The 17,960-nt window shown below is 45.9% G+C and carries 19 protein-coding genes; 14 read left to right on the top strand and 5 right to left on the bottom strand.

All coding sequences use genetic code 11. From position 1 onward, the window contains the following. The first annotated feature begins 27 nt into the window (after positions 1–27). The 3 genes from ACQ4M5_RS20890 to ACQ4M5_RS20880 are packed head-to-tail and all read left to right on the top strand — an operon-like array spanning position 28 to position 5,064. On the top strand, positions 28–936 hold the full coding sequence (locus tag ACQ4M5_RS20890) for a DUF928 domain-containing protein (RefSeq protein ID WP_430677612.1): 909 nt from the start codon (positions 28–30) through the stop codon (positions 934–936). A gap of 56 nt (positions 937–992) precedes the next feature. Then, entirely contained in the window at positions 993–3,707 is a 2,715-nt protein-coding gene (locus ACQ4M5_RS20885) for a CHASE2 domain-containing protein (protein ID WP_430677611.1), read from the top strand. Position 3,708: 1 nt separating this feature from the next. Further along, entirely contained in the window at positions 3,709–5,064 is a 1,356-nt protein-coding gene (locus ACQ4M5_RS20880; protein WP_430677610.1) for a hybrid sensor histidine kinase/response regulator, read from the top strand. 332 nt (positions 5,065–5,396) lie between these two features. Here the strand turns inward: ACQ4M5_RS20880 and hisIE are convergent, their stop codons facing one another. Next, positions 5,397–6,041: a bifunctional phosphoribosyl-AMP cyclohydrolase/phosphoribosyl-ATP diphosphatase HisIE gene (gene hisIE / locus ACQ4M5_RS20875; protein ID WP_430677609.1), complete on the bottom strand. Its 645-nt coding sequence runs from the start codon at positions 6,039–6,041 to the stop codon at positions 5,397–5,399. A 27-nt stretch (positions 6,042–6,068) separates the two neighbouring features. Continuing rightward, on the bottom strand, positions 6,069–7,760 hold the full coding sequence (locus ACQ4M5_RS20870; protein WP_430677608.1) for a CBS domain-containing protein: 1,692 nt from the start codon (positions 7,758–7,760) through the stop codon (positions 6,069–6,071). A 107-nt stretch (positions 7,761–7,867) separates the two neighbouring features. On the opposite strand from ACQ4M5_RS20870, the gene psbZ reads away from it, so the two are divergent. From psbZ to ACQ4M5_RS20855, 3 genes are all read left to right on the top strand, one after another. After that, positions 7,868–8,056: a photosystem II reaction center protein PsbZ gene (gene psbZ / locus ACQ4M5_RS20865; protein ID WP_058998577.1), complete on the top strand. Its 189-nt coding sequence runs from the start codon at positions 7,868–7,870 to the stop codon at positions 8,054–8,056. Positions 8,057–8,323: 267 nt separating this feature from the next. Next, positions 8,324–8,893 (top strand): 6,7-dimethyl-8-ribityllumazine synthase, encoded by a 570-nt coding sequence (ribH, locus tag ACQ4M5_RS20860; RefSeq protein ID WP_430677607.1) that lies wholly within the window; start codon positions 8,324–8,326, stop codon positions 8,891–8,893. A gap of 143 nt (positions 8,894–9,036) precedes the next feature. Then, a complete protein-coding gene (locus ACQ4M5_RS20855) occupies positions 9,037–10,053 on the top strand; it encodes a sulfate/molybdate ABC transporter ATP-binding protein (protein WP_430677606.1) in 1,017 nt (338 codons plus the stop codon). Here ACQ4M5_RS20855 and ACQ4M5_RS20850 read toward each other — a convergent pair. Further along, the gene (locus tag ACQ4M5_RS20850; RefSeq protein WP_430677605.1) at positions 10,050–10,397 is read right to left on the bottom strand and encodes a HepT-like ribonuclease domain-containing protein; all 348 of its coding nucleotides are present in this window, start codon (positions 10,395–10,397) and stop codon (positions 10,050–10,052) included. The two genes, ACQ4M5_RS20855 and ACQ4M5_RS20850, sit on opposite strands and share 4 nt — an antisense overlap. Beyond that, positions 10,387–10,716, bottom strand: a complete 330-nt coding sequence (locus ACQ4M5_RS20845) for a nucleotidyltransferase family protein (protein ID WP_430677604.1) — start codon at positions 10,714–10,716, stop codon at positions 10,387–10,389. The genes ACQ4M5_RS20850 and ACQ4M5_RS20845 overlap by 11 nt, the downstream gene beginning before the upstream one ends. A gap of 250 nt (positions 10,717–10,966) precedes the next feature. Between ACQ4M5_RS20845 and ACQ4M5_RS20840 the strand changes: the two genes are divergently transcribed. The 8 genes from ACQ4M5_RS20840 to ACQ4M5_RS20805 all read left to right on the top strand — a co-directional run bounded on the left by ACQ4M5_RS20840 (position 10,967) and on the right by ACQ4M5_RS20805 (position 16,694). Continuing rightward, positions 10,967–11,560, top strand: a complete 594-nt coding sequence (locus ACQ4M5_RS20840; protein ID WP_430677603.1) for a TetR/AcrR family transcriptional regulator — start codon at positions 10,967–10,969, stop codon at positions 11,558–11,560. Then, positions 11,550–12,722, top strand: a complete 1,173-nt coding sequence (locus tag ACQ4M5_RS20835; protein WP_430677602.1) for an ABC exporter membrane fusion protein — start codon at positions 11,550–11,552, stop codon at positions 12,720–12,722. The genes ACQ4M5_RS20840 and ACQ4M5_RS20835 overlap by 11 nt, the downstream gene beginning before the upstream one ends. Positions 12,723–12,757: 35 nt before the next feature. Continuing rightward, complete coding sequence (locus ACQ4M5_RS20830) at positions 12,758–13,375, top strand: GNAT family N-acetyltransferase (RefSeq protein WP_430677601.1); 618 nt, start codon at positions 12,758–12,760, stop codon at positions 13,373–13,375. Between the two features lie 11 nt (positions 13,376–13,386). Continuing rightward, complete coding sequence (locus ACQ4M5_RS20825; RefSeq protein ID WP_430677600.1) at positions 13,387–14,292, top strand: sigma-70 family RNA polymerase sigma factor; 906 nt, start codon at positions 13,387–13,389, stop codon at positions 14,290–14,292. A gap of 7 nt (positions 14,293–14,299) precedes the next feature. After that, positions 14,300–14,500, top strand: a complete 201-nt coding sequence (locus tag ACQ4M5_RS20820) for a hypothetical protein (protein WP_430677599.1) — start codon at positions 14,300–14,302, stop codon at positions 14,498–14,500. Between the two features lie 11 nt (positions 14,501–14,511). Next, the gene (devC, locus tag ACQ4M5_RS20815; RefSeq protein WP_430677598.1) at positions 14,512–15,663 is read left to right on the top strand and encodes an ABC transporter permease DevC; all 1,152 of its coding nucleotides are present in this window, start codon (positions 14,512–14,514) and stop codon (positions 15,661–15,663) included. 2 nt (positions 15,664–15,665) lie between these two features. Further along, on the top strand, positions 15,666–16,370 hold the full coding sequence (locus ACQ4M5_RS20810; protein ID WP_430677597.1) for a DevA family ABC transporter ATP-binding protein: 705 nt from the start codon (positions 15,666–15,668) through the stop codon (positions 16,368–16,370). A gap of 81 nt (positions 16,371–16,451) precedes the next feature. Continuing rightward, the gene (locus ACQ4M5_RS20805) at positions 16,452–16,694 is read left to right on the top strand and encodes a hypothetical protein (RefSeq protein WP_430677596.1); all 243 of its coding nucleotides are present in this window, start codon (positions 16,452–16,454) and stop codon (positions 16,692–16,694) included. Between the two features lie 106 nt (positions 16,695–16,800). Here the strand turns inward: ACQ4M5_RS20805 and ACQ4M5_RS20800 are convergent, their stop codons facing one another. Then, positions 16,801–17,877, bottom strand: a complete 1,077-nt coding sequence (locus ACQ4M5_RS20800) for a hypothetical protein (protein ID WP_430677595.1) — start codon at positions 17,875–17,877, stop codon at positions 16,801–16,803. Between the last annotated feature and the right edge of the window lie 83 nt (positions 17,878–17,960).

Below are 17,960 nucleotides of genomic sequence, written 5' to 3'. Positions count from 1 at the left end.
TGTCCCATAATACTCAGATTTTGCAGTATGAACTATCGATTAATCTCTAGTACGTTGGGTGTCGTTGCCCTCGTCGCGAGTAGTGCGTGGACTCCCGTTCAGGCAGTTCCCTTTACTCCACCTCCGGGTAATGGTGCTCCAAGCCAAGCGACAGGTGGCGCTTCTCGCGGTAGTCTGTTCGTGAACACTCGAAACCGCACTGTTCGACGAGCCACAGGGGGTGCTTCTCGTGGCAGCATTTTCCAACCTCGTGCCAATCGTCGTGCTCCTCAGCGGGCAGTGGGTGGCGCTTCTCGTGGCGGATTCTTCCAACCTTCTCGTGCCAATCGTGCTCCTCGATTTACCGCAGGTGGAGCCTCTAGAACCGGGAGACAGGAGTTAGATCCCTCGATCGTAGCTTCGACAGGTCCGGCTGCAATGTTGGCACTGTTGCCGCAAACTTACCACGGAACCACGGTTTCGGAGCGTCCAACGATTTTGGTGTATCTGCCTGCAACTGGAGCTGATCGTGCGGTGTTCAGTCTCAAAGACGAAGCAGGAAACACGGTCTATGAAACTGAAATTGCAGTGAGCAAAGAAGCAGGCGTGAGAACGATCGCGCTTTCCAAAGACGCTCCTGCTTTGAAAGTGGATAAAAACTATCAGTGGTTTTTAGCGCTGAAAGTGGATGGACGGTTGAATCCGAGTACGCCTTATGTCGATGGTTGGATTCAGCGGATTCGACCGAGTGCAGAACTGGCAACGGCTCTGAAACAAACTGATCCGCTGGAACGGGCGAAAGCGTTGGGTGCAAATGGAGTTTGGTATGACTGTGTAGCGACTCTAGCTTCGCTACGTGCAGGACAACCGAAAAGTGAAAGCTTGGCGCAAGAGTGGAGCGATTTGCTCTCAGCCGTTGAGTTAAGCGCGATCGATCAAGCTCCGATGGTCAACTAACCTTTTATGGGCACTGATCTACCCAAAGTGGTCAGTGCCTTCCTGAAGCAAGCATTATGTGGCAAAAAATTCAAACGTTCTTTCAACGGACTCGTAGTGTTTTAATCATTGTTCCTAGTGTTGCTGCAACCGTTACCGCAGGTCAACTCTTAGGCGTGTTCAATCTATTGGAGTGGCAGACGAGAGATCAGTTCGTTCGACAGCGATCGCACTATGATTTGTCAGAGTCGATCGTGATTGTGACGATCAATGAAGACGATATTCGCAGTGTGAAAAGTTGGCCCATTCCTGACTGGTCGCTGGCGCAACTGCTTGAGAAAATTCGAGCACAGAAGCCAAGAGCGATCGGGCTTGATCTGTATCGCGATTTGCCAGAAGGTGAGGGACATGAACAGCTTGTTAAAGTCTTTGAAAGTACACCGAATTTGATTGGTGTTGAAAAGATTACAGGCGATCGAGTTGCACCACCCCCTGTGTTAAAGAAACGCGATCAGGTTGGAATTGCAGATTTGGTACTGGATGGCGATCGACAAATTCGCCGCGCATTGTTGACTTCTGAAGATACCAAAGAGCAAACCGTTAAAGCAGGACTAGCTACACGAGTCGCATTAAAGTATCTAGGAGCAAAAGGCATTACCTTAGAAAGCATCAACCCAGATCAACAGAAATTTAAGCTTGGTCAATCGATTTATCTGCCATTGGATGACCATCGAGCAGGCTACACCGCGAATGATGTGGGTGGATATCAGATTTTGCTGAACTGGTATGGAGCAAAGCGAAATTTTCGTACTGTAGCGATGCGGGATGTGTTAGCAGGTCGAGTGCCTGAGAATTTAATGCGCGATCGCATGGTGTTCATCGGCTCGATCGCGACCAGTACGAATGACTTTTTTGGCACACCGTTTAGTTCATCCTGGTTTTCAGCCGAAGATCCGACTCCTGGAGTGGTGATTCACGCCAACATTGCTCAACAGCTTGTCAGTAGTGCAACAGCGAATAATCTTCTGCAAGGATTCTCGCTGAAGCAATTTATTGCCTGGATTTTTGCTTGTTCTAGCTTTGGTGCGATCGGAAGTTGGAAATTAGCTGGAATGCCCACTCGTAGACGGCTTCCGGGTGGAAAGATTCTTTGGGCAACAGTCGGGAGCAGTGGCTCGATCGTAGTAGGAGCATATCTCAGCTTTTTGGGAGGTTGGATTGTTCCAGTTACGCCTGCATTAACCGCGTTGATTGCGAGTGTGATTGCAACCGTAAGTTCTCATCGCTATGAAAAGTTGGAAGAAACGAATCGCAAATTGGAATCCGCGAACAATCAGTTATTGGATTACTCGAAAACGCTAGAAGCAAAAGTCGAGGAACGCACTCATGAATTGGTGGAAGCGAAACAGGCAGCGGACGCAGCAAACCACGCAAAGAGCGAATTTCTTGCCAATATGAGCCACGAATTACGCACACCGCTGAACGGAATTTTGGGGTATGCACAGATTTTAGAGCGATCGGTTTCCCAAAAAGAACAAGAAGGTATCCGAATCATTCATCAATGCGGTTCTCACTTGCTAACTTTGATCAATGACATTTTGGATTTGTCAAAGATCGAAGCTCGAAAGCTAGAACTTGATTTTGGTAATGTGCATCTGGAAAGCTTTCTTAATGGTGTTGCAGAGATTTGTCGGATTCGAGCAGAGCAGAAGGGGATTGGATTTCAGGTGGACATCGACGATCGATTGCCTGCTGCGATCGTGACCGACGAAAAACGATTACGCCAAGTTTTGATCAATCTTCTAGGTAACGCAATTAAATTTACAGATCAAGGACAAGTCGCATTCCGAGCTAAGTTGATCGATGATTCTACACTTCGATTTGAAGTTGAAGATACGGGTGTCGGAATGTCGATCGAGCAAGTTGAAAAGATTTTCCTACCATTTGAGCAAGTCGGTGAAAACGGTAGAAAATCGGAAGGAACAGGCTTAGGGCTGGCGATCAGTCAGCGAATTGCGAATTTGATGGGCAGTGGAATCAAAGTCCAAAGTCACCTTGGTGAAGGTAGTTGTTTCTCATTAGAGTTGAAATTTGAAGCAGCTTCTGAATGGCGATCGACGATTGCAACTGAGAATCAAACCGTGATCGGAATTGTCGATCGAGCGCCTTCAATTCTGATTGTGGATGACGATCGAACTCAATGTGGTTTGATCGCAGCACTGCTACAAGAAATTGGATTCGATGTCACGGTTGCTTATAGCGGAAGTGATGGCTGGTTAGCTGTGAAAGATCGCTTTCCTGAGTTGATCATTACTGATTTAGCAATGCCCTTATTAGATGGAATGGGATTGATTGAACAACTACGATCGAATTCTACAACTTCCAACATTCCGATTATTGTTTCGAGTGCGAATGTGTTTGGTTCCAACCGTCAGCGGAGTCTACAAGCAGGCGCGAATGCGTTCTTACCGAAGCCAATTCAAGTTCAAGAACTATTAAACACGCTGAAAGAACTGCTCAACTTAACGTGGATTTATCAAACGCAATCAGCAGTCAAACCAGCGATCGAGCACACAGAAATAATTGTGCCTGAGCAGCGAATTTTGGATGATCTGTATCACCTTGCCATGATGGGCGATATCGCAGCGATCGAGGGAATTCTAGAATCACTGGCTAATGAAAATCCCCAATACACGCCGTTTGCTGCGGCTTTGAACAAGCTTACTGCAACGTTCCAAACTGCAAAAATCCGTCAGTTCCTTAAGTCTTACGCTAAGGCAGAGTCACACTAAAATGAACTCCATTCCATTCGATTCAGTTCGCATCTTACTGGTTGATGATACGCCAACTAACCTTAAGGTACTGTCAGAAGCACTTCAGGGACAGGGCTGGAAGACTTTAGTGGCGGTCGATGGTGAATCAGCGATCGAGCAAGCAGAATACGCAAAACCAGATTTGATCTTGCTTGATGTGATGATGCCTGGAATTGACGGATTTGAAACCTGTGAACGATTTAAGTCAAATCCGCAGCTTCATTCGATTCCAATTATCTTTATGACGGCGCTTTCTGATGCGGTGAACAAAGTTAGAGGCTTAGACCTTGGAGCAGTTGATTACATTACCAAACCCTTTCAGCAAGAGGAAGTCATTGCTAGAGTTAAATTACATTTGAGCTTGTCGCAGCTAAATCGATCGCTTAAAGAAAAGGTTGAAGAACAATCGAGAACACAGGCAGAACTCGAAGAATTAACACAGCAATTAGAGCAACGAGTTCACGATCGAACAATCGAGCTAGAACACTCTATCCAGCAACTTAAGACAACCCAACTCCAACTAATTCAAAGCGAGAAAATGTCTACGCTCGGTCAGTTAGTTGCGGGAATCGGGCATGAGATTAACAATCCAATTAACTTTGTCGGCGGCAATCTCAAGCATATTGAGAACTATACACAAGATCTTTTCCGATTGATTGAACTCTATCAAACCAAGCAGCCAGATAATGAGATCGAGGAGTTCATTGAGGAAGTTGATTTAGAGTATCTCACTCAAGATATGCCGAAATTAATTCGATCGATTGATGAAGGAGTCGATCGCTTAAGAGACATTAGTTTTTCGCTTCGGTCATTTGCTCGATCGGACATTTCCTCGAAAGTTGAGTGTCAGATTCACGAAGGGATTGAGAGCACCATTATGTTGTTGAAGCATCGGATTAAAGCGAGCGAACAACATCCTGAAATTCAAATCCATCGAAACTATGGTGATTTGCCTCCTGTTCGGTGCTATCCAGGGCAATTAAATCAGGTGTTTATGAATCTGATTGCCAATGCGCTTGATGTCTTTGAGGAGCAGAATCAGACGCGATCGTATGAGGAGATTTCCGCCCGCCCGAATACGATTTGGATCTCGACCGCGATCGACCCTTCGACAGAAACCGCAACGATTCGGATCAAAGATAATGGCTCCGGCATTCCACCTGAGATTCAATCACAAATTTTTGAACCCAGTTTCACCACTAAACCTGTTGGCAAAGGAACCGGATTAGGACTTGCGATTAGTCGCCAAATCGTGATGGAAAAACACGGTGGAAAACTCGACTGTCATTCTGGTATGGGAGAAGGAACCGAATTTACGATCGCGATTCCGATCTAAGAGGATGTTTGAGAAGGATAAAAAGCGGCTTTGCTGCGTTGCGAGTCCACCCGGAAATGAATTTCCGGGCTAATGGAGGAAAGTCCGCTTTAGCGGACTTGGAGAGCAACACGGAGTTCTTAGGAGATTTATCGAAAACAAATTACCCGCTGTCTTCGGCTTCGCTCAGTCAGCTAGAGATCCCGCCCTGAGCGAAGCCGAAGGGCAGTCTTTCAAGCGGTAAGCTCTTTCGTAGAAATCTCCTTAGCCCAGTTTAGTGGGCTTTCCTAATTAGCCCGGAGATTTATTTCCGGGCGGGTGAATGCGATGAACGATTGCTTTTCAAACACTCTCTAACGTCGTTCCTGAAGCTTGCGATAGACATCTTTGAGATCCACTTTGTGATGAGCAAGTGCAACCAGGGTGTGATAGAACAAATCTGCGGCTTCTCCAGCAATCGCATCCTTGTCATCATCTTTGCAAGCCATTACAACCTCTGCGGCTTCTTCTCCGATCTTTTTGAGAATCTTATTATCGCCACCTGCGAATAGCGTTCGAGTGTAGGAGCCTTCGATTGGATTATCACGTCGATCGCATACCACTGAGAAGACTTGCGACAGCGTATCAGCGGGAGGCGGCGAAATTTTTCCATCCGTCTGATGAAAACAGCTTCGTTCGCCTGTATGACAAGCCACATCACCAATTTGCTCAACGGTGACTAACAACGCATCACTATCACAGTCGTATCGAATGGCTTTTACTTTTTGGGTATGTCCTGAAGTTGCGCCTTTGTGCCAGAACTCTTGACGCGATCGACTCCAAAACCAGGTTTCTCCAGTGGCAAGCGTTTTTTGTAGAGAGTCTTGGTTCATCCACGCCATCATCAAAACTGTGCCATCGAGATAATCCTGAACAATTGCAGGCACTAAACCACGATCGTCATATTTGATCGCATCGGTGGGAATTGAATCGGGGGAAACCAGTTCGATCGAAGCCATAAAAGAGTTCTGCAATCAGGGCATTTTTCAGTTTAACGGGTAATGTTCAGCTAAATAATGTTCGGCTTCGGTACGATCGCGAATCTTGCCATCTAGAGTCAGAGTTAGAAACTCTTTGAGGATGTGCTTGAACTGTTTTCCCGGTTTGTAACCGAGTGCTTGTAGATCAGAACCATCGAGCGGCGGTTTGATCTGTGACCAGACTGTGAAATATTGCCAGATCGATCGACGAATCGATCGTGTTCCTCTCGCAGCAATCAGCGCTAATGTTTCCGAATTGAACGGTTTTAGAGCCTGAACAATTTCGCTCGGCTTTCCAGAAAGTTGAAGATTTGCCTCGATTTCAGGAAGTTTAGTTAAACGAACGATCGCTTCATGTGGAAGTTGAAGCGTTTTTGCAACAGTGGCTCGATCGCCAAGTTTCGCAATCAAAACCTCTAAAAGTAATTGCCAATGCGGAATTGCAAGATCAAATCTTTGAAAGCGATCTGCCCATTTCAACTGTCGCCAAAGTTCTCGATCGAGTTTTAAATTCGGATGAATACATACGAGCGCGTCAAGATCCACTAACTTTTGAATTGCAGCTTTCCAGTATCGAGCTTGCAAAATATATTTCAATTCCGATCGAAGCCGACTTTGCAGCGCGGGAACGGGTCGATCGCGTAAGTTATAAACTCCTGATGCGATCGCGTGTCGAATATAGGCTTCTGTTTGTGGTTCAATCTCGAATCCTAAACGCACTGCAAATCGAACAGCGCGGTAAATTCGAGTTGGATCTTCGATGAAACTGTTTGGATGTAAGACGCGGATTTGATGCGATCGCAAATCAGACAAACCGCCAAAAAAATCAAGCAGTTCACCCGCTCTCGGATGGGTCAATCTCAACGCCAGCGCATTCACTGTAAAATCCCGACGATACAAATCCTGTCGAATCGAACTTGCTTCTACTTCAGGATTTGCTGCTGGATAGAGGTAAAATTCAGTCCGCGCCGTTGCGATATCAATCCAAAGCGATCCCAATTCCGGATCGTTGTGCCAGAGTAACGCCGCCGTTTGAAACTTTCCATGAATTTCGAGCCGCGCCTGTGGGTAAATCTCCTGAAGACATTTCGCTAATTCCACACCTGCGCCGACCTCAGCAGATTTGTGAAATCCGTCCACAACAAAATCGATATCGCTCAAACTCACTTCAGCATCCGCATCGGCTAAAAGTAAATCTCTGATAGCTCCACCTACTAAATAAAGATGCCAGCCTCGATCTTCTGCGGCTTGAGACGCGATCGCAAAAATCCTCTGAAACGGTTCAGCAAACCGCTCTAACCGCAACGATTCTGGAACAGTCTGAAGTTTCCGTAACACATCTGTTCGCGTCACAATTCCAACTATTTGCCCCCGATCGACCACCGGAAGTCGTCCAATATCATACGTTCCCATAACCGATCGAATCTCTGAAAGCGGCGTAGACGGCTCGATCGTTCTCACCTGTGTTGCCATCACTTTTTCAACAGGTGTCTCTTTCAAACCGTGATACGCAGCCAGATCCAGATCGCGGCGAGACACGATCCCGACTAATTGACCCTCGTGAACGATCGGCAAACCCGAATGTCCGTAGCGCAATAAAATCTTTTGGGCTTCCTCGATCGTCGTCTCCGGTCGAACGGTGCGAACAGGCGAGGACATTAACTCACGAGCGGATTGTTCTGGATTGATAGAGGGCATAGAATCGCGTCCGCCTTTTCTGATAACGTACTATTCAGGACTTCGATCGCGTCTCGGTTATTTAAGAACATTGAGACACTAAAAAACGCTGTTTTAGGGAGAGAAACATGACCTTTATTTTCCAACTGGCACTGTTGGCATTGGTTTTATTTTCGTTCGTGATGGTAATTGGTGTTCCCGTCGCTTATGCGTCCCCGCAAAATTGGGACACATCCAAGAAACTGCTCTACCTTGGTTCAGGCATCTGGTTCATTCTAGTGATCACGGTGGGCGTTTTAAATTATCTCGTGATCTAAATCATGTCTATACTGGGGAAGAAATTGGATTCATCCCCGGTTTCTTGCGTTCGTCCGGAGGTTTTTGCGTATTAATGCGTAAAGGTTATCCTAAAGTTTGCGATCGCAACTGTAAATTGTAAATAAATCGAGTGATCGGCGCTATTCAAAACCTGGGTCATCAAGCTAGATTTAAGTGAATTCTCGGAGAAAACTTCCGGGATTTAGCGGAAGTCTCTGCTGAAATGATTTAGTAGCTGTGAATGTGTTGATACTCAGACCGAAACAATGACTATATTTGAAGGAACATTTTCTCAAACCGATTCTCTGCGATTTGCGATCGTCGTCGGTCGCTTTAATGATTTAGTCACAACGCGCTTGCTCGAAGCGTGTCAAGACTGCTTGAAACGACATGGAGTCAACGTCGATCCGCAAGGAACACAGGTCGATTATGCTTGGGTTCCCGGCGCGTTCGAGTTGCCAATGGTCGCTCGTCAACTTGCGCTCTCTAATCGATACGATGCGGTGATTTGCTTAGGTGCGGTGATCAAAGGGCAAACCCCTCACTTTGATCATGTTTCATCTGAGGTCTCAAAAGGGATCGCAAATGCAAGCTTTCAAACAGGCGTTCCGGTAATTTTCGGAGTGCTGACAACGGACAATATGCAGCAAGCACTCGAACGTGCTGGCATCAAGAGCAATCTTGGCTGGGAATACGGCATGAGCGCGATCGAGATGGCAAGCTTGATGCGACAAGTCCGGATTGGTACAGAGACGAACGGCTTTAGTGGTACACTCACATCCGCTTCGATTCCGCACCATTCCCTTCCGGTTGCTCATTCCGAAGAGCACCATTAGATTGTTTTGTGGTTGAACTTGGTTTAAGGTGTCTCTGCCGAGATGCCTTTTTTTATGGAAGCGACTGAGAAAACGATCGCGAGATTGTGTTATAAAACTACAGTAATCTCATCGGGAAACCGGGCTTCTTCGAGGTCATCACTGTGGGTATCGTAGTACAAGACGTTTCTAAGCGCTTCGGAAATTTTCAGGCAGTCGATCAGGTCAGCCTAGAAATCAAAAGTGGTTCGCTGGTTGCACTGTTAGGACCATCGGGATCAGGAAAATCGACGCTGCTGCGATTGATCTCAGGGCTAGAAAGTCCGGATTCGGGTCGAATTTTTCTAACTGGCGAGGATGCGACCGATCGCAGTGTGCAAGATCGAAATATCGGCTTTGTGTTCCAGCACTACGCTTTGTTTAAGCATCTCACGGTACGGAAAAATATCGCTTTTGGGATGCAGATTCGCAAATATCCGCCCGACAAAGCGAAAAAGCGAGTCGATGAATTATTGGATTTGGTGCAACTGGGGGGATTAGGCGATCGATATCCGTCTCAACTTTCTGGCGGTCAACGGCAACGAGTCGCCCTTGCAAGAGCATTGGCAGTCGAACCGAAAGTGTTACTGCTCGATGAACCGTTTGGGGCGTTGGATGCAAAAGTGCGGAAAGATCTGCGGGCTTGGTTGCGTCGCTTGCACGATGAGGTGCATGTCACGACGGTGTTTGTAACGCACGACCAAGAAGAAGCGATGGAAGTGGCAGACGAAATCGTTGTGATGAATAAAGGCAAGGTGGAACAAGTGGGAACGCCTGCGGATGTTTATGATCATCCAGAGACGGCATTTGTGATGAGCTTTATTGGTCCGGTGAATGTTCTGCCTAGTTCGTCACGGATTTTCCAGAATAACGGCTTTGATTCGGCTCATCCTGAAATGTTCTTGCGTCCGCATGATGTTTTAGTTGAGACTTCTCCAAATGGTTCAACAGTATCGGCGCGGGTTACACGGTTGATTCATCTGGGTTGGGAAATTCAGGCGGAATTAACGCTGGATGATGGTCAGGTTGTGACCGCGCATCTAACTCGCGATCGCTTTGATGAATTGAAGCTTTCTCCAGAGCAGCGCGTCTATGTCAAGCCCAAAGATGCCAAATCATTTCCGCTGTACTATTCAATTTAGATTTCATCGGGCAGTAGTGCCTCTAATTGAGCTAACAAATGAATTAACTCTACTGTCACGATCGCCCAAATGCGATCTTGCTGAACTTGTTCGTAGCGATGAATGATGACATTTCTCAAACCAATTGTATTTCGCCAGTCGATCTCTGGATGAGCTTGTTGAAACGATTCGGATACTCGACGGGCAGCTTCACCGAGGATTTCTAGACCTCGTTCAACTGCCATTTGATCTCGCCGACTGTCGAGATAGTCTTCGTAGCTTAAAGGTGCAATAAATTCCTGAATTAGTCTGATTGCCTGCACCATATCCCACAAAGCGGCATAGTCTCGATCGCTAAACTGCATAAATCACCTGATGAGTCCGGAGAATCTCGGAACGACGAAAAGGATTTTTGAGATCCCGTTTCTCAAGCAGATCTACGGGTCTACCGACGATCGATTCTAGTTCTCGCTGTAGATTCATCAAATCAAACAGTGACCACCGATTGTCAGGCGCAAAAGTCACTAACACATCAATGTCACTGTCGGAGCGAAAGTCTTCTCGTAAAACAGACCCAAACAAGGCAAATTCAATGATTTTCCAGCGTTGGCACAGCGCTATGATTTGTTCTGGTGTCGTTCCTAACCGCTCTACAAGCTGATCTCGAAAGTTTGTTGTTAGCATTCTGATCGGTTGCTCTTCAGCGTTTGCTAAATCTATTTTGTCAGATCCAGTTTGATTTATAGCCAAATGACTATACTTCGGATTCGTGGGTGAGATGGCAGATTTTCCAAAAGGGGTTTACAAATCGAAATTTGTGGGGCAGAATTTATAACAAGCGTTCGATATAAATAGATGACTCAGATTAGAGGAGGAGTTTTTTTAAGATTGGACGATAAAATATATCGACCATTCGGTATCTCAAATCACCTGTATGCCTAAGATTGTTGACCACGATCGCTATCGCAAAGAACTCTTGTTCAAGTCGTTTGATTTATTAGCCGAGAAAGGATACGCCGCAATTACGATGCGTCAGATTGCCCAAGGTTTGGGCGTTTCGACCGGAACACTGTATCACTACTTTCCAAGTAAGGAGGCATTGTTTGAACAGTTAGTCGAAGAGCTTTGTGAAGTTGATATTCTCAATTTCTCAAGTCGATTAACCGGAAAGAATTTATCTGAGCAAACTCAAGCTGGATTTGCATTGTTTGAAGAGCATCGCGATTACTTTCTGAAGCAAACTTTGCTGATGACAGATTTTTATCAACATCAGCGACGGGAAGGAAAGGAAGTGAGTGGGATTTTCAGAAAACTCTGTGATCAGGCTGAAAAATCAATGTCCGCAATGCTTGGAATCGACGATCCGCAGATTTTGGTTTTTATGATGAGCTTGGTGGATGGACTGTTGCTGCAAGAACTGTATGGACATCGCAAGATTGATTACCAAGCACAAGCAAAATTGCTCTCAGAAATGCTCACTTTGTACCTAGAGAAACATCACCTTACATCAAAAAATTATGAGCCTTGACCTCTTTCTGAAGCCAAAAAATCGTCTCTGGGTTGTTCTTGGATTTGCAACTCTCGTCACAGGTGGAACTTCTTTCTATGTTGTTTCACAATTTAGTCCGAAGCCTGCTGTTCAATCTACCGAGACTACCCCGACTGTTAGAAGAATTGCTGCACTAGGGCGATTAGAGCCTGCTTCTGAAGTTGTAAAGCTCTCTGCCCCGATCGCATTAGATGGCGATCGCGTTTCTGAGGTATTAGTCAAACAGGGCGATCGCGTTCAAAAAGGTCAAGTGATTGCAGTCCTAGATTCACGGGATAAGCTTCAAGATGCTGTCAATCAAGCTCGTGAACAGGTTCGAGTCGCGGAGGCAAAACTCGCACAAGTCAAAGCGGGCGCGAAGTCTGGAGAGATTGAAGCTCAACAAGCAACCATTACAAGATTGCAAGCCGATCGACAAGGTGAAATCGCAGCACAAGCGGCTGAAATCAATCGCTGGGAAGCAGAAGTGAGAACCGCACAGGCAGAGTTCGATCGATTTAACAAGCTGTATCAACAAGGTGCGATCGCGGCTTCTAATTTAGATAGCAAACGGCTGGCATTAGATACGGCTCGATCGCAACTGAGACAAGCGCAGGTCAAACAGAATCAAGCTGCAAATTCTCTAGAAGCTCAGTTAAGTGAAGCAAGAGCAACTTTAGATCGAATTGCAGAAGTTCGCCCGGTTGATGTGGAAACGGTTGCAAGCGAAGTGAGAAGTGCGATCGCGGCAATGAAACGGGCGGAGACAGAACTCGAACAAGCTTACATTCGTGCCCCGATCGCAGGTCAGATTCTTAAAATTCACACTCGTGCAGGGGAGAAAATTAGCACTTCTGGAATTGCGGATCTAGCACAGAATGATCAAATGGTTGCGATCGCTGAAGTCTATCAAAGTGACATTGCTAATGTGAAAGTTGGACAGAATGCAGTGATTACTGGGCAAGCATTTGAAGGAGAATTGCGGGGAACCGTCTCGGCAGTTGGATTGCTTGTGGATCAACAGAATGTGTTTAGCAATCAGCCAGGGGAAAACCTCGATCGACGAGTGGTAGAAGTGAAAATTCGACTGACACCGGAAGCAAGCAAACGAGTTTCAGGATTGACGAATTTGCAAGTTCAGACTGCAATTTTGCTGAACTAATGGATAACGAACGTTCGATTTAAGGAGGGGGAAACATGGAAACTGTGAAATTGTTGCGATCGCAAACGTTAGAAGCCTCGAAAACGTTGAGTGATGCGTTTAGTCGCGATCCAGTGGTGGGACATTTTTTGACAGACAATCCGGCGGAAAAATTGGGTGTACTACAAGCGATCGCTGAAAAAATCATTCGCTACTGTGAGCCACACAATCACATCTACACAACCAGCGATTCTGTCAAAGGCATTGCTATGTGGTTGCCGCCTGAAGCCGCCGGATTTTCGTTGACTGAACTGTGGCGTTTAGCAGCATCTGGAGCATTGGCGATTCCGTTTTATATGCGTTGGGATCGGATTGTAGAAACGATGTCATTCATGATCGAAGAAGCGATGCAACGTGGACAACGCCAGGAGCCACACTGGTATTTAGCAATGTTAGGTGTTGGATCTGAGTATCAAGGTCAAGGGATTGGCGGACAACTACTTCAGCCGATTTTGGAACAGAGCGATCGCGAAAAGTTACCTTGCTATCTGGAGACTTCTACAGAGGGAGCCGTGAGATTTTATCAGCGTCAAGGCTTTGAGATTCTGCATATTGGAAAGATTGGGAATCAGTTGCCCTACTGGACGATGAAGCGAACACCAAAAGCTATGTGAAGGAGAGCATCATGGATACGATGAAAATCTATTTGGATCAGATTGGTCGAATTCCGCGTTTGACTCCAGAACAAGAAATCGAACTCGGTCGGCAAGTTCAAAGGTTACAAAAGCTCTACGAAGTTCGACAACCGACGCTTGAACAATGGCAGCAAGCAGCGAATCTATCGGCTGAAGAATTGCAAAGCGCGATCGCACAAGGAGAATGCGCCAAACGCAAAATGATCGAAGCAAACCTACGATTAGTCGTTTCGATCGCTCAACACTTCCAGAATCGCAATTTAGACCTCTCAGATTTAATTCAAGAAGGTAACTTGGGTTTGCAGCGGAGTGTTGAGAAGTTTGATCCGTCGAAAGGCTATCGATTTTCGACTTATGCGTATTGGTGGATTCGACAGGCAATCACGAGAGCGATCGCACAAAAAAGCCGTTCGATTCGGATTCCAACGCATCTGACTGAGAAGCTAAATTTGATCTATAAAACTCAGCGATCGCTGTTTCAGTCACTTGGTAGAACTGCAACCATCACAGAAGTTGCTCAGGAGCTTTCTATCAGTTCCATTGAAGTTCGAGAAGCTCTACTAGTAGTTCGTCGCTCAGTCTCTCTCGATGTTCCGATTAATGATCAAGACACGAATTTGGGTGATTTGTTGCCCGATGAGGGAGAGCTACCAGACGAAACGGTAATACGATCGATGCTCCGAGAAGATTTATTGAATTTGCTTGGGTTGTTGCCTTCTAAACAGCGTGAAGTGATGTCTTTGCGGTTTGGATTGGAAGACGGAGAAGCACTGAGTTTGGCTCAAGCGGGTCGAAGAATGAACTGTAGTCGGGAAACAGTGCGATCGCTCGAAAAAGCTGCGATGAGAACATTGCAACAGCACAAGATGCGATTGCAGGAATATGTTTTGGTGTAAACACAGAATGAACTGCAAATCTCTAATGGTGTGGGGACGATTTGTACGAATGCAGCTTTCCCCCTGGGTTACTCTCATTCAATCTAGTCATCGTGCGATTCAAGGCTGTCCTAAAGGTCGATCGCGCTTCATGGTCTCCCTCACAAAGCTCAATCTTCTTGCTATCTACGATCTGCTCGACGATTTGATTCGTTATCCACCGTATTAAGGAAGCTTATAATGCCTCGTAAAACACCGCTGGCGTGGTTCCAGTTGATGAAAGAAAAAGCTCGATTGGTTGTTGCGATCGCAGGAATCGGTTTTGCCGATATGTTGATGTTTATGCAGTTGGGTTTTCAAGATTCGCTCTACGACAGTGCAACCGTTCCTCATCGGTTACTACAAGCAGATTTGGTCATGATTGATCCCAGGTTCAAGAGTTTGGCATCATTTACGCCGTTTTCGCGTGAGCAACTTTACCAAACGAAAGCCAGCGATCGAGTCCAATCTGTCAGTTCGATTCGGATCGCAATGGGACAATGGAAAAATCCTGAAACTGCTTTAACCCGAAGCATTTTGATTTGGGGAATTGAGCCAGATGCACCAAGCTTTAAGTTACCTGGATTGCAAGAGAACTTAGAGCCATTGAAGTTACTAAACAATGTTGTGTTCGATCGAGTGGGTCGTCCTGAATTTGGCGCGATCGCAGAAACATTCGAGAAGCAAGGAACGGTTTCGACTGAGCTAAATCAGCAAGTGATCAATGTTAGTGGATTGGTCACAATGGGGGCATCATTTACGGCTGATGGCAATGTGTTCATGAGTGATTCGACTTTTTTGAAGTTGTTTCGCGATCGACAAGCCAGCAAAGTTGATATCGGACTAATTCAACTCAAACCAGGCTCAGATATCAAAGCAGTACAAGCTCAATTAAGTGCGAATTTACCGAATGTCAAAGTACTCACTCCTGAAGAATTCGCAGCAATTGAACGGAACTATTGGGAAAGTCAAGGAACGATCGGATTTATCTTCGGAATTGGTGTGGTTGTCGGCTTTATTGTTGGAACAGTGATTGTTTATCAGATTCTCTATACTGATGTGGCGAATCACCTACCTGAATATGCAACATTAAAGGCGATGGGATATAGCGATCGCTTTCTGCTCAATGTTCTACTTCAAGAAGCTCTAATCCTTGCTGTGCTTGGCTTTATTCCCGGTTTTGCGGTTGCAGTTGGATTGTACCAATTAACTTATGCTGCAACCTTATTACCAATTGCAATGACCACGAATCGAGCAATTACGGTCTTTGTTCTCACGGTTGCAATGTGTTCGATTTCGGGTGCGATCGCGATGCGAAAACTTCAAGCTGCTGATCCTGCGGACATTTTCTAACTATGAAACCAGTCATCTCTGTTCAAAACCTGAATCATTACTTTGGTCAAGGCAATCTAAAAAAGCAAGTCCTGTTTGATATCAGTCTAGATATCAATGCAGGCGAGATTGTGATCATGACAGGACCTTCTGGATCAGGTAAAACAACGTTGCTCACACTGTTAGGCGGATTGCGATCGGCTCAAGAAGGTAGCTTAACGATTCTCGATCGAGAAATTCGAGGAGCCACCAAACAGCAATTGACCCAACTTCGGAAAAACATCGGATATATCTTTCAAGCGCACAATCTAATGACCTTTCTAACTGCAAAGCAAAACGTGAGAATGTCGCTGGAATTGCACGATCGATATCTCAATCAGGATCTCGATGCAATGGCGGTTTCAATGTTAGAAACGGTTGGACTGGGACATCGAGCCGACTATTATCCCGATGGATTGTCCGGAGGGCAAAAACAAAGAGTTGCGATCGCACGCGCATTAATCAGCCATCCCAAAATTGTCCTCGCAGATGAACCGACTGCTGCACTTGATAAAAAATCGGGTCGTGATGTGGTGGAATTGATGCAGAAACTTGCAAAAGAGCAGCAATGTACAATTCTGCTGGTCACACACGATAATCGGATTTTGGATATTGCCGATCGCATTGTTTATATGGAAGATGGGAGACTCGTGAGCGATGGAAAAAGTGCAATAGCGGCAGTGAAGTAATTTGTTTCCGCTTATAGACTGATGTTCGTTGCTTCATGACTTGCCACGATCTCAATCATACAAAAGATAAGGGGACTTTGAATGGAGCGAACGGTTAGCGATCGGGACGGTATTACCTGGTCTTGTATTGAGGCGTTCACCGGATTGTCAGACGAAACCGAACACTCAGAAGCAGCCCAAGTCAAGGGGCAAGAAGACACCTATTGGGTCGTTTGTACACCGAGCGGCGGAGCACAATCTGTTCGACTCAAGCTATCGGGCGACTGGCAGAATGATTACTCCGATGAAGCACTGCTGCAAGAAATTGCTGAAAAGTCACACTGAATAGAATTTGCCTCCCAATCAGATAAGCTGAAGGAAATGCGTAGTGGTCTAGAGCAGAGCCAAGATCAACTCCGCTCTATTTATTGCACAGGTTTCAAAGATGCGTCTAGGCATGAACTTGGGGCAATTGATTCAGCTTCTCAGCAATTTGTTTGCCAACGACGGGTTCTGCAAGCTTCATCTCCCACCATTCCAAGGTTTGCTGATGAATCTCGCGCATCCGCTCTTCATCTCGTAACAGTGCGGCTAATACAGGCTCAAGATTACTCCAGTCTTTGATCCGGATGACGGGAGCATTGCGATAGAAATCTCGATCGGGTAATTCTTCAACAATGACAATACAACCGTATCGTAGTGCTTCACAGATGCGGAAAGATTCGAGCGTTGTCCCTCTCGGAACCAGACACACCTTCGTATTCATCAAATGCTGACTATAGCTGCCAGCATCATCCTCGCTGACAATTCCAAATGCAGGACGAATCGCTAACTGGATATGGAATTCAGCATATTTTTGCTTGAATCGATCGAGATGACGCAACATCAGCGATCGGGCGACAATCTTTGGAGTCTTTAAGAAATTCTTGATTGACCATTTGGAATAGAGATTGTTTTGGATGCTGCCATCGAAGAAGACATCATAAGCGCGATCGTCGATCGGCTTAATGGGCAAATCTTCAGAGTTGTGATAGCCGCCTGGAATCTCATAAATGGGCGCAATTCTGACTTTTTTGCTCAAAGCTGCTCTTAACTTTTGCAACTCGTAATGAACAAGCAGAGGGAGCCGTAGCGATAAATTGCTGAAATACTGCACTAATGTAATGAAGGTGCGGTAGTTGGGTTTCGTCATCAATGCTTTCCACCGCATTTCCTGAGACGTGCCATACGACTTGAAGATGGCTCCAACTTGATGAATATATCGAGGAATTCGATAGTGTTCATCACCGATGATCAATACGACTACATTGTCACCATAGGACGGTAGCTTCTGCATGTCGCTCAGTGTGACATAGAAGATCAGCCCTTGCTTCCCAAGGTTTTCTTCTACAGCTTGCAATACTCGCCCAAAATAAGCTACGAAACCCCGATTCTGAGGTCTGGGATTGTAGATGTCCCAAGGCTCCGGGGGCTTATTTGAATCCACGTAGATATAGTACTGATTGGCAAGCTGTTGACTGAGTAGCATGGGCATGGACTCCACGTGCGGTGTGCTACTCCTATTTTCAAGCAAGCTGAAGAGATCTACGTATTATTTCTGACTGTTCTTAG

The sequence above is a fragment of the Leptolyngbya sp. AN10 genome (assembly GCF_050565645.1).
In the GTDB taxonomy this organism is placed as follows: Bacteria; Cyanobacteriota; Cyanobacteriia; order Leptolyngbyales; family Leptolyngbyaceae; genus Leptolyngbya.
This window is presented reverse-complemented; position numbering and strand designations above follow the sequence as displayed.

Coding starts and splice junctions, on each gene's coding strand:
- ACQ4M5_RS20800 (WP_430677595.1), bottom strand. CDS start 17,877: ATGCTACTCAGTCAACAGCTTGCCAATCAGTACTATATCTACGTGGAT.
- ACQ4M5_RS20880 (WP_430677610.1), top strand. CDS start 3,709: ATGAACTCCATTCCATTCGATTCAGTTCGCATCTTACTGGTTGATGAT.
- ACQ4M5_RS20805 (WP_430677596.1), top strand. CDS start 16,452: ATGGAGCGAACGGTTAGCGATCGGGACGGTATTACCTGGTCTTGTATT.
- ribH (WP_430677607.1), top strand. CDS start 8,324: ATGACTATATTTGAAGGAACATTTTCTCAAACCGATTCTCTGCGATTT.
- psbZ (WP_058998577.1), top strand. CDS start 7,868: ATGACCTTTATTTTCCAACTGGCACTGTTGGCATTGGTTTTATTTTCG.
- ACQ4M5_RS20870 (WP_430677608.1), bottom strand. CDS start 7,760: ATGCCCTCTATCAATCCAGAACAATCCGCTCGTGAGTTAATGTCCTCG.
- ACQ4M5_RS20810 (WP_430677597.1), top strand. CDS start 15,666: ATGAAACCAGTCATCTCTGTTCAAAACCTGAATCATTACTTTGGTCAA.
- ACQ4M5_RS20840 (WP_430677603.1), top strand. CDS start 10,967: ATGCCTAAGATTGTTGACCACGATCGCTATCGCAAAGAACTCTTGTTC.
- ACQ4M5_RS20845 (WP_430677604.1), bottom strand. CDS start 10,716: ATGCTAACAACAAACTTTCGAGATCAGCTTGTAGAGCGGTTAGGAACG.
- ACQ4M5_RS20830 (WP_430677601.1), top strand. CDS start 12,758: ATGGAAACTGTGAAATTGTTGCGATCGCAAACGTTAGAAGCCTCGAAA.
- ACQ4M5_RS20835 (WP_430677602.1), top strand. CDS start 11,550: ATGAGCCTTGACCTCTTTCTGAAGCCAAAAAATCGTCTCTGGGTTGTT.
- ACQ4M5_RS20850 (WP_430677605.1), bottom strand. CDS start 10,397: ATGCAGTTTAGCGATCGAGACTATGCCGCTTTGTGGGATATGGTGCAG.
- ACQ4M5_RS20825 (WP_430677600.1), top strand. CDS start 13,387: ATGGATACGATGAAAATCTATTTGGATCAGATTGGTCGAATTCCGCGT.
- ACQ4M5_RS20890 (WP_430677612.1), top strand. CDS start 28: ATGAACTATCGATTAATCTCTAGTACGTTGGGTGTCGTTGCCCTCGTC.
- devC (WP_430677598.1), top strand. CDS start 14,512: ATGCCTCGTAAAACACCGCTGGCGTGGTTCCAGTTGATGAAAGAAAAA.
- hisIE (WP_430677609.1), bottom strand. CDS start 6,041: ATGGCTTCGATCGAACTGGTTTCCCCCGATTCAATTCCCACCGATGCG.
- ACQ4M5_RS20885 (WP_430677611.1), top strand. CDS start 993: ATGTGGCAAAAAATTCAAACGTTCTTTCAACGGACTCGTAGTGTTTTA.
- ACQ4M5_RS20820 (WP_430677599.1), top strand. CDS start 14,300: ATGAACTGCAAATCTCTAATGGTGTGGGGACGATTTGTACGAATGCAG.